Here is a 13,814-nt window from a genome sequence, read left to right as displayed (position 1 = left end):
CAGCTTGGAAGAAGACTGACAAGCAGCCCGCTCAATTAGGTAAAGGAAAAAAGGCAAAACCCAATCCTTTAGTCGGACTGAAGTTAGCTCGATTCAGGTCAATCCGCTCCCAGAAACAAACAATTCAGTTCGACCCGGGTGATTACAAGAATGGTCATGTAATGGCTAATGCTAGCAAACACCTGGAAAAGCCCCTCTGGACTGGACAAGGTTATTGCTTAGTTAAGTACGACAAAGCCGTAGAAGTTACCTATAACAAGGGACGCTGGTTCGTGAATATGCCCGTAGAGATGGATATCCCGGAGCCGAGAAATGGTGGAAAAACCATCGCACTCGATCCCGGACTGCGTTGTTTCTTGACCGGATTTGATGGCAATTATTTTAGTGAATTTGGGAAACATGACTTTGGGAAGATTGCTAGGTTGTGTCAACACTTGGATCAGATGCAATCAAAACTTAGCCGCTCAAAAGGTAGCGAGTTTTCTCGATTACGCTATCGATTAAAACAAGCTATGGAAAGGGTGAGGACGAAGATTAAAAATCTGCGGTCTGAAATCCACAAACAAGTAGCAAGTTACTTGGCTCGAAATTACGATGTCATTTATTTGCCGACTTTTGAAACTTCTCAAATGGTGGCAAGAGGTAGTCGCAAACTTAATTCTAAGTCAGCGAGGGCGATGATGACTTGGGCATTCTATCAATTCTCGCAAACTTTAGAACATCTCTGTAATCGTTACGGTTCGAGATTGGTTAGGGTGACTGAAGAATACACTTCTAAAACTTGTACAAAATGCGGTCATATTCACAAAAAATTGGGTGGCTCTAAAAGTTTTAAATGTCCCAATTGTGGTTATGAAATACCCCGCGATTTTAATGGTGCTTTGGGGATTTTTCTCAAAGCTTTGTGGGATACCACCATGCTCTGGGACCTGTCTGATGAGTATGCTATATTCAGATTTTCGCCGATTGTCGGAGATTGTCTGGATTAAAAGTATCAGCAGCGGATTCAGGAATTAGAACAAAATCTTGAACGCTATAAAGCCGAAGTAGAAGGCAAACAACCTTTGTTAGAAAGTGCAGAACCGATAAGTTTAGAAATAGCAGCAAGTGAGGGCACAAATGCTGAAATGACCGCCAATTAATTTGATATGCTCTCTGATTTTCTCAGAGCCAAAATCTAAAATCTAAAATCTAAAATCTAAAATCTAAAATCTAAAATCGAATGGCCGTTTCCCGAGACCAAGATGGCTTAGAAACGATTTCCGAGGGGATCGCAATTTTAATTGACCTAGCCGAACGGGGAGAAATCGATCCTTGGGACGTTAAGGTAATTGAAGTGTTCGATCGATGTCTGAGCAAGCTTACGAACGCCTGCGATACTGATCAGAGTAAGGATTTCTCCGATTTGTCCCACTCCGGCCAAGCGTTTTTGTACGCTTCAATGCTGGTGTTGCTCAAAGCAGAAAGTATCGTCCTCTCCGAACCCCCCGCGAATCCCGACGCCGACGAGCCGGCAGTAGAAGACGCAGAGCACTCAGGCGGGCGACACTTGCCGCAGCATTTAGAACGGCAATTGCGCCGTCGCGGTGTAGCTCAACTACCGCAAAAACGCCCGGTGACACTCCCAGAACTGATTGAGCAGTTGCAGCTAATGAAAGCAGCAATGGAGCAGCAGACAGTTACCCCCCGGCGCCGCCCTACCTCAAAAATGCGATCGCAAGCGGCCCAAGCTATCTTTGAGCTAGCTCACCAAGAAAATCTCGTAGAAACTGCTAGTGAACTCGAACGGTTTCTGGCTCAGCGGGGCGCGGAAATTGACGAGGGTTGGCTGGACTTGGACACATTGCTAGAGCTCTGGCATCATAACGACTCGCACTCTCCTGTCCATTCAGAACCTCCGGTATCGACTGGGGAAGTTCACTTGCCAAATCATGACCGGGTGGGTATTTTTTGGGCGTTGTTGCTGCTATCGGCTCAGTCTAAAGTAGAGTTGCTTCAAGAGGAGTTTTACCAAGACCTCAAAATCCGCGCGCTTTGAGCTTGCAGGGTATTAGGTTCTGGGGGGAAACTAATAACTATGCCACTGCGTCGGTTAAGATTCCAGGCAGAATCTCGCTCTATGGCATTCTGTTGCTGAGCCCCGAATGCGGAGAGCGGCAGTGCGAAGTTCTTGGTGATTCCCTATTCCTGGTTTCTTAAATCTAGGTAAATTGGGGATAAATGATTGATAGCCTGGTACGATGTCGCCTATAAACTGGTCAGGATTTTGCTGTGCTCGATCGATTCGATCGCAACCGCTAGCATCTAATTGTATTGTTCAGTTGATATCAATTAAAAGAGGGTTGAGGAAGTTAATAATGAAAGCGATGATTCTGGCGGCCGGTAAAGGCACTCGCGTCCGTCCTATTACTCAGACAATACCCAAACCGATGATTCCCATCCTGCAAAAGCCAGTGATGGAGTTTTTGGTTGAATTGCTGCGCCAGCACGGATTTGACCAGATTATGGTCAATGTTTCCCACCTGGCAGACGTGATTGAAAACTACTTTCGCGACGGTCAAAAGTTTGGGGTACAAATTGCCTATTCTTTTGAGGGGCGAATTGAGGAGGGAGAACTGATTGGAGAGGCTCTCGGTTCGGCTGGTGGCATGAAACGAATTCAGGACTTCTCGCCGTTTTTTGACGATACTTTTGTGGTGCTGTGCGGCGACGCTTTGATTGACTTGGACTTGACTGCTGCTGTGAAGTGGCACCGGGAAAAAGGGGCGATCGCTACTATTGTTATGAAATCGGTTCCCCGCGAGGAGGTTCCCAGTTACGGAGTGGTGGTAACAGACGAGTCTGGCAAAATTAAAGATTTCCAAGAAAAACCTTCTGTAGAGGAAGCTCTGAGTACCGACATTAACACTGGTATTTATATTTTTGAACCGGAAATATTCAAATACATCCCTTCGGGCCAGGAATACGATATCGGTTCGCAGTTATTTCCCAAGCTAGTAGCAGAAGGCGCGCCTTTTTACGGGATTAGCATGGACTTTGAGTGGGTGGATATCGGCAAAGTTCCTGACTATTGGCGGGCAATTCAGAGCGTGCTCCTGGGACAAGTTAAAAATGTTTCGATTCCGGGAATTGAAGTACGCCCCGGCATTTACGCTGGTTTGAATGTAGCTGTCAACTGGGACAAGGTTGATATTACTGGGCCTGTTTACATTGGCGGGATGACGATCATTGAGGATGGAGCAAAAATTATCGGCCCGACAATGATCGGCCCAAATTGTTGGCTTTGCAGTGGCGCAACTGTGGAAAACAGCGTGATTTTTGAGTATTCCCGTTTGGGCCCGGAGGTGCGGTTGGTTGACAAACTGGTGTTCGGGCGCTACTGCGTTGATAAAACCGGGGCTGCGATCGATTTGCAAGCGGCGGCTCTCGATTGGCTGATTACTGACGCTCGCCAAGTTTTACCGACTCAACACGGAGAAGAGCGGCGGGCGATATCTGAAATTCTCGGTCATGGTGGATAATTGCTAATTGCTAATTGCTAATTGCTAATTGCTCAAGGTAAGGTGCGCCTAGCGCACCCTACTTTTACGTTTATGATCTCAGCTTTCAATTATGGTAATGTGCTTAGGTTGCACCTCACATCTTCCACCATTCTCAAGAACAGGCTTTCCGGCCTGTTCCACAAGAAAATCTACTGTTTGTGGAACAGGCCGGAAAGCCTGTTCATAAAAGGCTTCTTGACAGTGGTGCAACATCTCAGTTACACCTGAGATCTTGCACCATTCTCAATTAGCCGTAGGGGCGGGTTCGCCAACAGCCTTAAAGCTTGCAAATAGGTTCTATAAACCCGCCCGACCCCACGCAAGATGCCTGTTCCACAAGAAAATCTACTGTTTGTGGAACAGGCCGGAAAGCCTGTTCATAAAAGGCTTCTTGACAGTGGTGCAACATCTCAGTTACACCCTACATTTCACGACTGAAGATAAGTATATTGGCTGAGACTCCGCTCGTAATTTTGCAGCAAAAGTTGAGCCTCGGAAAGAGTAATTTTATTTTGCTGCAAAGCTGCTTCTGTCTGACGGCGGATGCTTTCCACCAAATTTTCTGAATCGTACTGTACGTAGCTGAGGACTTCTTTCATAGTGTCTCCTTTCACAACGTGTTCGATATGATAGCCAGAAGGTGTTAGCTGAATGTGAACTGCATTTGCATCGCCGAATAAGTTGTGAAGGTTGCCCATAATTTCTTGATAAGCACCTCCCAAAAATAGCGCCAAATAGTAAGGTTCTCCTGGTTTGAGAGTATGCAGTTCCAAAACCGACTTCACATCTCGCAAATCGATGAATTGGTCGATTTTGCCGTCGCTGTCGCAGGTGAGATCGGCTAAAATACCGCGTTGAGTTGGTTCTTCGTCGAGTCGGTTAATTGGCATAATTGGGAACAATTGGTTAATTGCCCAACTGTCTGGTACTGACTGAAAAACCGATAAGTTGATGTAATAAATGGACGCCATCACCTTTTCTAAGTCTTCCAAATCGTCAGATACGTATTCATTTTGCCGCGCGATCGCCTGTATCTTATCGCAGCAAGCCCAGTACAACTGTTCGGTTTTCGCCCGTTCCGCAATCCCCAAATAGCCTAAGTTAAATAAACTGACGGCTTCTTCCTTGAATTGGATGGCATCGTGATAAACTTCTTGGTAATTTTCGGGACTGATGGATTGGTAAATTTCGTAGAGATTGCGCGGAATTTGGTGCGCGTTTTCATCTACTGGTTCGGGTAGTTCTCTGGGGACATCGCTAGTACCGAGTACGTCAAAAACTAACACTGATTGGTGAGAAGCGATCGCCCGCCCGCTTTCGCTAATGATAATTGGAACCGGGATTTTGCGCTCGTCGCAGGCATCTTTCACTCCCGCTACTACGTCGTTAGCGTAGTTTTGCATATTGTAGTTTTTGGAAGCGTGGAAGTTTGTTTTAGACCCGTCGTAGTCAACGCCGAGTCCACCGCCTACGTCCAAGTAGTTCATATTAGCTCCCAATTTAGCTAATTCTACATAAATGTGGCTGGCTTCTCGAATGGCGTCTTTGATGACACTAATTGAGGAAATTTGAGAGCCGATGTGGAAGTGCAGTAACTGCAAACAATCGAGCATTCCAGCTTTTTCTAGTTCGCCGACTGCACGGATAATTTCAGGAATTGTCAAGCCAAATTTTGCCCGATCGCCCGTGGAAACTCCCCAGCGGCCAACGCCTTTGGTAGTGAGTTTGGCTCGCACTCCCAAAATCGGTTTAATTCCTAATGCTTTGCTGGCGGCGATTGCTAGTTCTACTTCCTCTATTTGCTCCAGCACAATTACGGAAGTTTGCCCTAGCCGCTGCGCCAAAATAGCAGTTTCGATGTATTCGCGGTCTTTGTAACCGTTGCAAATTAACAAAGCGCCTGGGTTTTTTAAGGTAGCCAAAGCTATCATTAATTCCGGTTTCGAGCCGGCTTCGAGCCCGAAGTGATGGGGTTGACCGAAACGCACCAAATCTTCAATTAATTGTCGGTGCTGGTTGCATTTAACTGGAAAGACACCGCGATAGACATTTTTGTAATTGTAGCGAGCGATCGCTCTGGCAAAACACGAATTTAAGCGCTCGATCCGGTCTTCCAAAATATCAGAAAATCGAATCAGCAGGGGCAAAGCCAAATTTCGCTGTTTGAGAGAGTCTACCAGTTCGCACAAGTCGAGGGAACCGCCGCGATCGCCCTTGGGAGACACTGTAACGTGACCGGCTGCATTGATCGAAAAATACGGTTCGCCCCAACCTTGAATTCGGTAGAGTTTCTCACTATCTTCTATTGTCCAAGATGCTTGTGGCAGTTGAGCAGCCGTTACCAAAGCAGTGTCTGGTGCCGCCGAACTCGTGACTGTTGGCGAGTGAGTCGATAGCGGATCGAGATCGGAGAAAGCAGCGGTGGCTGGGGAACTCATAAAAATACTCGGTAAGTGGGAAACTCACTGGCTTGAGCCAAGAGAGGAAAACGGCGCGGCGATTTCAATCGCCTTGAATCCCCTTGCGGGGTTGGAGAGGTATGATTGCCTCTCCAATACGGGGTATGGTTGCCCCGTCTCCCTTTCGGGGTAATGTTCGCTTCGCCAAGGTTATAAAGGCTTGTCACGCTTACAGCACTGTCGAGAGTGACTTTAAGACTGTTTAACTGTAAACAACAGAGCGGAAAACTAGCGTCGCATTCAAGGAGTGTTATGACCTGAATAACGTAGTCAGCTAAGACTTAGGCTGGTCAGCACAGCTTGCTTGATCTCTCTTACAAGCTCAGTGGCTTTAGCCCGCTCGTTACTGACCTTATGGGAAACCTCTTTTAGGAGTGGTCAAATAGATAGTTTATCGCAGATATCGAGTTTCCTGATGCAGTTGAAAAATCACTTTGGGTACAGGGGCTGGCGATTTTAGATTTTAGATTTTAGATTTTAGATTTTAGAATTGACTCTACAGATAGATGAAAAGCGGGGATTGAACTACAATCTCAACCGTATTTGCTTTGCGGGACTTATTTCTTCAAGCAAGTGTCCCTATGCAGGTGAACTCTGAAACTCGGTTTCAGAGTTCACCTGCGCCAAGAGAGTTGTCGGACGATCGCTCGCCCGACACACACTAACCAAAAATCACCTCCGGCGGCGCCATGTCAGCCCCCACCCTCAATCCCCCGTTATTAGACTTCTTCAAGCCCGGTTGAGGTGCTTTTTCTGGGGTCTTCTGAGCCGGTGCAACTGAGGCTGGCGGTGTCACCTGCGGTTGAGGTACTGCCTGTGCTCCTGGCACCACGGGTTGCTGCGACAGCCAACCCAAACCCCCTACAGCCCCAGCCATCAAAGCGGTGTAGCCGATGTACAAATGCACCGGACGCATTTGAAAGCCTTCGCCTGAGTCGGAATCGGAAACAGACACATACATACTGGGAATTGGACTCGGATCGGGTTTGGGCAAAGCATTCGCCATAGCGCTACCGTCTAGTCCCAAGGCGTCGCCCAGTCTGCGGATAAAACCTCTAACGTAAATATCTTGGGGCAGTTTGTCGATTTCCCCATTTTCGATCGATTCGATGTGGTGCACCGGCACGAGAGTTTGACTGTGGAGTTGCAGCAGGGATAGGGAGCGAATTTGCCGTCCCTTACGCAATTCTTTACCCAACTCCCGCAGGCACTCTTCTCGCTCTTGAACGGCTAAAGCTGCTTCTTCTTCCTTGGTGAGTTTTTTCGGCTTTTTGGGAAAACCGAACCCTGGGAAGAATTTTCCGGGGACGGTGACAGTTGCAGGTGGAGCCGACTCGACTTTAAGTTCGTCTTGGGGCGCTTGTTTGCTGTCTTCAGAAGTGTTAGTGTCTCGATCGGAAGTTTCAGTGTCGGACTCGGTTTGGGGCGGCGCTTCCACACTAGCGCTGCGCCAATAGAAGACAGGAGCAGCTACTGGTGGCTCCAATTCTTGAATTTCTGTCACCGTCTCAAAGGCGGGACTTACAGCAGTAAAACTGTCTTGGGCTACTTGCGGTTCAATTTTGTTTTGTTTGGGAAATCGATCGAATGCGAGCTTGACGGCTTCTCTGCTAACTGCTCTAATTAAAATTTCGGCAGCGGAGGCTGCTTCGCCCAACATTGTTTGCAAGCTAGCTAGAGCTTGGCTATAGGTGTCGCTACATAGGAGTTCAGCTTCTATTTGACCTAGGACAGAACGAAAACTTTCTTGAGAAATTTCAATAGTTGGGTGATCTGTCACCCCAAAATAAGTCTCGGGTTTCAGTGCCATGATATTCATGTTGTCTTGGTAGAAGGTATCTGAGTACGTTCTTCGACAGGTTGGCAGTGATTCCGGATTTGGGTTGGGGGAGAGTGGGAGTGTGGGGTATCGGCCAAACAGGGCATCGGGCATCGGGCATCGGGCATCGGTTGCCCCTCACCAATAACTACTGTTTGTGGATGCGATCTAGCAACCAAAGAGATCCGAAAATCCCGACAAAATGGGCAACAGTGGCGTGAGTATTGGCGAGTACGACAAATATATCTAGGGGCTGAATAAATCGACCCACATCAACTGCGGCACCGAACAAGGCTTGCGGCTGAGCTAGAGATTTGGCTAAAAGCGTGCCGCTGATGGCTTCGGCGCCGATCAGCGTCAGCACCATTCCCGATAAGTTGCTCATCAGTGACAGCCGCACCTCTTTGATGGTATCGGCTTTTTTGGGGCGGACTGCGTTACCGGGCGATCGCAGTTGTCTCGACAAGCGAGTGAAGCGAAAAGAGCGATATACGCTGTAAGCGAGTACGGCCAGCCCGCAAATGGCAAAAAATACGCCGCCGCCGGTGCCGGCACTGTTTGAACCCGCACCGGCGGTAGCCCTGGGGAGGGCGAAGGGGATGGCAAAGAGCAAAATGATCGCCGCTACCACCCCTAGCACTAACTGTACCCAGAAGCAAACCCAGCCTGTTGTACGAAGGGCAAAGGCTACTCGCTGTACGGCGACAGGAAGCTTATCGTTATCTAACTGATTAGTCATATTTTGAGTGGGTATAATTAATTGGCATTAGTTGGCAGCAGTTTTTTCTCTTCGGGGACGGTTGACGGCGGTTAACCCTCTTTATAATAGAAGTAGCAATGTTTAAGATTTGTAACTAACATTGGATTTCACATTTGAATAGCGTCGATCGCCAGGTACCCAAAGCAATGACACAACTACAACCCACCGTCACCCCCAAACTGGAACAGCCAAAGTTTGGTTTCAACAGCTACGCGGAACGCCTTAACGGTCGAGCCGCGATGATCGGTTTTTCTCTAACTTTAATTATCGAGTATGTCACAGGCCAGGGCTTGCTGTCCTGGTTAGGTCTCAACTAATTTTAGCAACGGCGCGGTCAGCGTTACACTTTGTCTTGACTGGAACGGCAGCGGGTGTGAATTCTGCTGACCGCGACAAATTCGGGAATTGATTAAAATATTAATTAGAAACAAGCCCAGCGACTTCTCTGCCGAGAGAGTTCTGTTCCAGAATGCAATAGCTGGCTTTTGGAGGTATATATGGGGTGGAATTTTGATTTCACAAGCTTGGCAATTTTGCCTCGCTCCCGTACAATTCCCCACAGGCGAGAAGATGAATTTAGGTCAGCACCCCCGACTGAAGTACGGGGGCTTCGAGCCTCCAACTTTAGGTAGCTGACCAGCCTAAGTCTCTTGAGGACTACGTTATCGGCAAGCGTTAAAGCTCCTACCAGGGAATGCGTAGCTAGTTCACTGCTCTAGAACCAAAGCGTTAAACATCTCTAAGGGGTTTAAGGACGTGCGCTTTGGAAAGTACCGACCGATAACTTTGGCGAAGCTAACTTTACCCCAGAAATGGGTGTTTGAGGACAACCATATCCTCTCGGAGGGGACACCATACCCCTCCACCCCGCGGGGATTTAATTCAATGTAAAGCCGTCGAGCGAAGGACGGGGCTTCAGCCCTCCGCTACGCTCCGCCCAGATTTTCGGTGAAGCTAGTCTTTGAGCTAGAAATCCCGATCGTTCCGCCAACTCTAAGTTTTAGAGCTTGTAAATAAATATAGAACAGAGTAAAACCAAATGAATGCTTCGTGGACGCGACTTTTGAGGTCAGCTTACCGTAAAGAGCCAATTACCAGCTTTGTTGTGACAGTGGGCGTTGTCGATGCCGCCATCGGCAGTATCGGTGCGAGTGGCTCTTTATTGGCTTTTGGGCTTGGCACCGCTGGGGTGGCGATGGCTCTCCGCTGGTGGCAATCTTACCGCTCTGGAGCCGAACAAACCGCACCTGCTCCCGAATACTATCTTCCTCCTCAGTCTTCTAGACCTCAGTTACCGGTGCTTAATGTGTCTAAAAAAAATCCTCCTTATTAAGATGACCGCGCAATGGTGACTGGGCGATGTGCCGATCGACTCCCTGGATCTGAGGCACTACAAAGATAGGGCAAGAAAGTCTTTCGATCTTGGATGCTTGGTTTATGAATATTTCTGTTGCCGAGAAACTGTACAAAATTGGCTCTGTAGCTGCCTGTAGTGGTTTGTCGGTGAAAACTGTTCGTTACTATGAGGAGATGGGTTTGCTGTCTCCTGCGGTGGAGCGATCGCCCGCTGGTTATCGCTTGTTTGGCGAAACCGTATTCAACAGGTTGGCGTTTATTAAACGATCTCAGACTCTGGGTTTGAGCCTGCAGGAAATTAAGGATATTTTAGAGGTTCGCGATCGGGGAGAGTTGCCTTGCTCGGAAGCGAAGCAGCATCTAACGGCTAAGGTAGAGGAAATTTCCGTGCAAATTGCAGCCTTAGAAACTTTGAGGGGGGAGTTGCAAGGCATTCTCAACTGCTGGCAAGAGCAACCCTCGCAGGCGAGCATTACTAGCACGATTTGTCCGAACATTCAGCGGGATTGAGCAGCGGAAAGATACAAAAAAAGGGAAGGAATTATCGGTTTCCTTCCCTTGATGGTTTTGTGGGTGGTTTTGTGGGTTGTTTTGTCGATCGTTTGGTCGATCGTGTTGAGCTTTTAACTGTTTTCGCAGAGTTTGCTGTTGCTTTTTGAGTTGCCGAGCTCTGGCTGAGCCGCCTTTACCTTTGGAGTTTCTGCCCTCGCTGCGGGGAGACTCCCAACTTTTTAGTCTCATGGTTTTACTTGTTTGCACTACTTCTATAATACACCGCCAGATTTTCACTGTCAAGTATTTTTTAGAGCGATGTTTCGTAGTATCAACTGTTGACTGGTGGGGATTTGCTAAAGGCATAGCGATGGTGCGCCCCTAAACACCCTACAGCCCGATGGTGCCCCCATAAGCACCCTACAATTAGAGTTTTTTGTGGGATTCGGTTAACAGCCCTAATTGTGTATATAGCGGTTCTCAAAAAAGTGAGGTATGCCCTATGCCCTCTGCCCTATGCCCTATGCCCTATGCCCTAAGCTGAAGTGCATTTAAATTGTAGAGTCAAATTTAAGAAAAGTCTTGTGGGGTGGGCGTCTCGCCCGCCCAAAAAATACAATTTAGATGCCCAACAGCTTATGCCCTATGCCCTATGCCCATGAGTACCTCATCTTTCTGAGAAAGGCTATATTTATCAGTCCCAATATCCGGCGGGTATTTCAGCATCTGTAAAAATTGGCAGCGTTTCCCAAATTTTCACCCATTCGGGAAATTGGGCTACTTTTTTTAGCTGGAGCGACAATTCTATTAAGGAAAATCCTAAATTGTGGAAATCTTGAATAAGTTCGGCTTTCAAGAAAATTTCATTTTTAGCTAAATCGGGAGCATTAGTCGCAATGACAACGCTGTTGCCGGCTTCTAAATTGCATATATAAACTTGTGCGAACACAGTTTGAATTGTTTTCACCGCTGCCGCATTAAACTCTTGTTTGTGGAACAGGTGGACAACTAGAACACCTGCGCTTGACAAGCGAGTTTTGCACAGTTGGTAAAATTCTTGTGTCACCAATTTATAGGGCATATAGCCGCTGCCAAAACCAGCATCCACGATAATTATATCGTTTTTTACTGTGGAATCTTCTTGGCCTAGATATTCGCGCCCGTCTTGAATGGCTACTTTGAGTCTGTCGTCGAATTGAATGCCAAAAAATTTTTGAGCTACTTCGACTACTTTTTGGTCAATATCTGTACATTGGACTATCGCGTTAGGGAAATAGTGGTGGAAAATTCTGGGGAGGGTGCCGCCACCAAATCCAATTACATATATTTTTTGTGGGTGAGTTTTCCAGACTAATGCTAGCAGCACGGCTCTGGAATAGGGAAAGATTAAATTTAGTGGATTGTTGAGGTCTAGGATTGATTGAGCTACATTTGTGATTAAGGTTTCTCTGTCTGCTAAAAGCAGTAGTAGCACTGAGTTTATTTTTTTTACGGCGATGCAGTTGGCGCCGGAGTTTTGTTGAAATAGGATGCCGTCTGGCTGTTGCTGAAGCCAATTGATTTGTTGGTGAATAGCTGCTAAATTGCTAGTTTGTCGATCGCCTTTATAATCAGTCATACGATTTTAGATTTTAGATTTTAGATTCAGGGTAAACGAATCTTAACTTTAACCCCAAATATGCTACAGTTATATCGGACTAATTTTTTATGTACTTTATTGTAGTTCATGAGTGCTGCGCTTCACGCACTTTGTGAAAAGTTAGGACGTAAGGGCGATCGCATGATTTAATCATACTTGTATGCTCAGTAATTAATTAATGAGTGGAATTAATCGCCAAATCACTCTTGACAGCAGGCACATTGCTAAACACTTGCCAGACACGCCACAAATGAGAAGACTGCTTAATAAAGGACGTGCTGCTCATATTTTTAACGATGAGGCTACTATGAATCAGGTAGCTCAAGCCATAATAGAAGATGGAGAATTTACAGGTACGATTCGGGGCTACGATCGTTATGGTATGTTTTTTGCTGAATCAATTGGTTATAGAGTTGACCCGGATGGTAGCCGTCTTTTACTTTACTACGGAGAGATAAAAGTTGATGCAGAAAACCGATACCACGTTACGCCTAGAACCAGACTTAGTGAAGAATAACTGGGAATTTACAGAGGTATGGATAGATCCAAATCTTTCACCGCCTTATCTGCTTTTGTTACTAAGTGACGCTGAGGGAAATTGTCGGATATACGATCCGGCTGAGGGTTATAAAGTTGTGTTTTCTAGTAAGAGTTATGATGAGGCGCAGTATTGGCTTTTAGAGGATGAGTATGAACCCGTAGAAGGGCGGCTGAGTGTGTCGGAGTTAGTTTGAATAATTCATGTAGGGGCGATTCCCTACGGGATAGCTGCGCTTCACGCACTTTGTGACAAGTTGGGACGTAAGGGCGATCGCTATTAGGTCATTATTCCGCACTGTTTGCTACAATTATTTAAGTCAGCTTTAAAAACTGCCATGACCCAAGCTACCTCAATAACAACTGAATATCAAATAACTGTGAGTTCTCCAGTCTGGCAAAAAGTTGAGCAAATTGCCGGAGAATTTAACTTGTCAGTTTGTGAACTATTGGAACAGATAGGCGAAGGTCAACTGAAAGTTGTTGCGGTTGCAACTAATTCGGAAAAAATCAGCGATCGAGATATTGCAAATGCTTTCCTTTGGTTAGCCGCGCAAACTGATGTAGCAATCAATGTCTACAAGCTACAAAAACTCTTGTATTACGCTCAAGCTTGGTATTTAGGAGTTTACGGCACGCCACTATTTGATGCAGATTTTCAAGCCTGGATTCACGGGCCAGTTATTCCTGATTTATTAGAAAAGTATCAATGCCAATTTAGTTGGGAACCAATTACAGAGAAAATCGAACAACCGAAACTTCCCCAAAAAATTGGGGAATTTATCGAAGAAGTTGCCGAGGCATATTTTGAGTATGATGATGAAACTTTGGAACGAATGATTTGCAGTGAAATGCCTTGGCTGGAAGCGAGAGGGAATTTGCCGAGAGACGAATCTTGTCATGCCATTATTTCTCAAGAATCGATTAAAAAATATTATTCTGCTCGTGTCAAAGAAGAAACCTCTGTCTAAAATTGTCCCTTCTCAACGGAAGGCGCCCGAAGGTTTGGGATTTTCCTTTAAGTACCTGCAAACTCAGAATGAAAAATTTTCAATTTGCGAGCGGGATCGGTAAGCACTCATTTTCTAAATAATAAACGATGAGGCTACTATGAATCAGGTAGCTCAAGTTATGCTAGGATACTCTTGCGAAAAGTAGTGACCTGACACGCGATCGCTCCCATTAAAACCCTGATTGCCTATGTTAAAAT

13 protein-coding genes are annotated in these 13,814 nt (G+C 46.5%); 9 read left to right on the top strand and 4 right to left on the bottom strand.

Annotation, left to right across the window (positions count from 1 at the left end; all coding sequences use genetic code 11):
- The 3 genes from QT990_RS28535 to QT990_RS28525 all read left to right on the top strand — a co-directional run.
- On the top strand, positions 1-989 hold a 989-nt coding region (locus QT990_RS28535; protein ID WP_333308160.1), incomplete at its 5' end, for a transposase.
- Positions 990-1,222: 233 nt separating this feature from the next.
- The gene (locus tag QT990_RS28530) at positions 1,223-2,038 is read left to right on the top strand and encodes a segregation/condensation protein A (protein WP_333147009.1); all 816 of its coding nucleotides are present in this window, start codon (positions 1,223-1,225) and stop codon (positions 2,036-2,038) included.
- A 319-nt stretch (positions 2,039-2,357) separates the two neighbouring features.
- Positions 2,358-3,521: an NDP-sugar synthase gene (locus tag QT990_RS28525; RefSeq protein WP_333147007.1), complete on the top strand. Its 1,164-nt coding sequence runs from the start codon at positions 2,358-2,360 to the stop codon at positions 3,519-3,521.
- Positions 3,522-3,970: 449 nt separating this feature from the next.
- On the opposite strand, the gene speA is transcribed toward QT990_RS28525, so the two are convergent.
- The 3 genes from speA to QT990_RS28510 form a co-directional block, all read right to left on the bottom strand.
- Positions 3,971-5,980 (bottom strand): biosynthetic arginine decarboxylase, encoded by a 2,010-nt coding sequence (speA, locus tag QT990_RS28520; RefSeq protein ID WP_333147003.1) that lies wholly within the window; start codon positions 5,978-5,980, stop codon positions 3,971-3,973.
- A 682-nt stretch (positions 5,981-6,662) separates the two neighbouring features.
- Positions 6,663-7,811: a helix-turn-helix domain-containing protein gene (locus QT990_RS28515; protein ID WP_333147001.1), complete on the bottom strand. Its 1,149-nt coding sequence runs from the start codon at positions 7,809-7,811 to the stop codon at positions 6,663-6,665.
- Positions 7,812-7,968: 157 nt separating this feature from the next.
- Positions 7,969-8,559, bottom strand: a complete 591-nt coding sequence (locus tag QT990_RS28510) for a DUF3611 family protein (RefSeq protein ID WP_333146999.1) — start codon at positions 8,557-8,559, stop codon at positions 7,969-7,971.
- Between the two features lie 167 nt (positions 8,560-8,726).
- Here QT990_RS28510 and QT990_RS28505 point away from each other — a divergent pair, with 167 nt between their 5' ends.
- The 3 genes from QT990_RS28505 to QT990_RS28495 all read left to right on the top strand — a co-directional run bounded on the left by QT990_RS28505 (position 8,727) and on the right by QT990_RS28495 (position 10,446).
- A complete protein-coding gene (locus tag QT990_RS28505; protein ID WP_172186391.1) occupies positions 8,727-8,897 on the top strand; it encodes a hypothetical protein in 171 nt (56 codons plus the stop codon).
- Between the two features lie 722 nt (positions 8,898-9,619).
- The gene (locus QT990_RS28500) at positions 9,620-9,913 is read left to right on the top strand and encodes a hypothetical protein (RefSeq protein ID WP_333146997.1); all 294 of its coding nucleotides are present in this window, start codon (positions 9,620-9,622) and stop codon (positions 9,911-9,913) included.
- Positions 9,914-10,017: 104 nt separating this feature from the next.
- On the top strand, positions 10,018-10,446 hold the full coding sequence (locus QT990_RS28495; RefSeq protein WP_333466052.1) for a heavy metal-responsive transcriptional regulator: 429 nt from the start codon (positions 10,018-10,020) through the stop codon (positions 10,444-10,446).
- 676 nt (positions 10,447-11,122) lie between these two features.
- Here the strand turns inward: QT990_RS28495 and QT990_RS28490 are convergent.
- Positions 11,123-12,046, bottom strand: a complete 924-nt coding sequence (locus QT990_RS28490; protein ID WP_333466051.1) for a fused MFS/spermidine synthase — start codon at positions 12,044-12,046, stop codon at positions 11,123-11,125.
- A 199-nt stretch (positions 12,047-12,245) separates the two neighbouring features.
- Here QT990_RS28490 and QT990_RS28485 point away from each other — a divergent pair, with 199 nt between their 5' ends.
- The 3 genes from QT990_RS28485 (at position 12,246) to QT990_RS28475 (ending at position 13,575) form a co-directional block, all read left to right on the top strand.
- Positions 12,246-12,584, top strand: coding sequence for a DUF6972 family protein (locus tag QT990_RS28485; RefSeq protein WP_333466050.1), 339 nt, complete (start codon positions 12,246-12,248; stop codon positions 12,582-12,584).
- Positions 12,574-12,801 carry a hypothetical protein gene (locus tag QT990_RS28480; RefSeq protein WP_445305460.1) on the top strand — a complete coding sequence of 76 codons (228 nt, stop codon included), beginning with the start codon at positions 12,574-12,576 and terminating at the stop codon, positions 12,799-12,801. The genes QT990_RS28485 and QT990_RS28480 overlap by 11 nt, the downstream gene beginning before the upstream one ends.
- 141 nt (positions 12,802-12,942) lie before the next feature.
- A complete protein-coding gene (locus QT990_RS28475) occupies positions 12,943-13,575 on the top strand; it encodes a type II toxin-antitoxin system antitoxin SocA domain-containing protein (protein WP_333408394.1) in 633 nt (210 codons plus the stop codon).
- Positions 13,576-13,814 lie beyond the last annotated feature (239 nt).

Origin of the sequence: Microcoleus sp. T3_B1 (genome assembly GCF_036700445.1) — a bacterium.
Taxonomy (GTDB): Bacteria; Cyanobacteriota; Cyanobacteriia; order Cyanobacteriales; family Microcoleaceae; genus Microcoleus.
This window is presented reverse-complemented; position numbering and strand designations above follow the sequence as displayed.

Bases quoted from the DNA above. Each gene is read 5' to 3' on its own strand.
- QT990_RS28490 (WP_333466051.1), bottom strand. From the start codon at position 12,046: ATGACTGATTATAAAGGCGATCGACAAACTAGCAATTTAGCAGCTATT.
- QT990_RS28475 (WP_333408394.1), top strand. From the start codon at position 12,943: ATGACCCAAGCTACCTCAATAACAACTGAATATCAAATAACTGTGAGT.
- QT990_RS28510 (WP_333146999.1), bottom strand. From the start codon at position 8,559: ATGACTAATCAGTTAGATAACGATAAGCTTCCTGTCGCCGTACAGCGA.
- QT990_RS28505 (WP_172186391.1), top strand. From the start codon at position 8,727: ATGACACAACTACAACCCACCGTCACCCCCAAACTGGAACAGCCAAAG.
- QT990_RS28495 (WP_333466052.1), top strand. From the start codon at position 10,018: ATGAATATTTCTGTTGCCGAGAAACTGTACAAAATTGGCTCTGTAGCT.
- QT990_RS28530 (WP_333147009.1), top strand. From the start codon at position 1,223: ATGGCCGTTTCCCGAGACCAAGATGGCTTAGAAACGATTTCCGAGGGG.
- QT990_RS28500 (WP_333146997.1), top strand. From the start codon at position 9,620: ATGAATGCTTCGTGGACGCGACTTTTGAGGTCAGCTTACCGTAAAGAG.
- QT990_RS28485 (WP_333466050.1), top strand. From the start codon at position 12,246: ATGAGTGGAATTAATCGCCAAATCACTCTTGACAGCAGGCACATTGCT.
- QT990_RS28525 (WP_333147007.1), top strand. From the start codon at position 2,358: ATGAAAGCGATGATTCTGGCGGCCGGTAAAGGCACTCGCGTCCGTCCT.
- QT990_RS28515 (WP_333147001.1), bottom strand. From the start codon at position 7,811: ATGGCACTGAAACCCGAGACTTATTTTGGGGTGACAGATCACCCAACT.
- speA (WP_333147003.1), bottom strand. From the start codon at position 5,980: ATGAGTTCCCCAGCCACCGCTGCTTTCTCCGATCTCGATCCGCTATCG.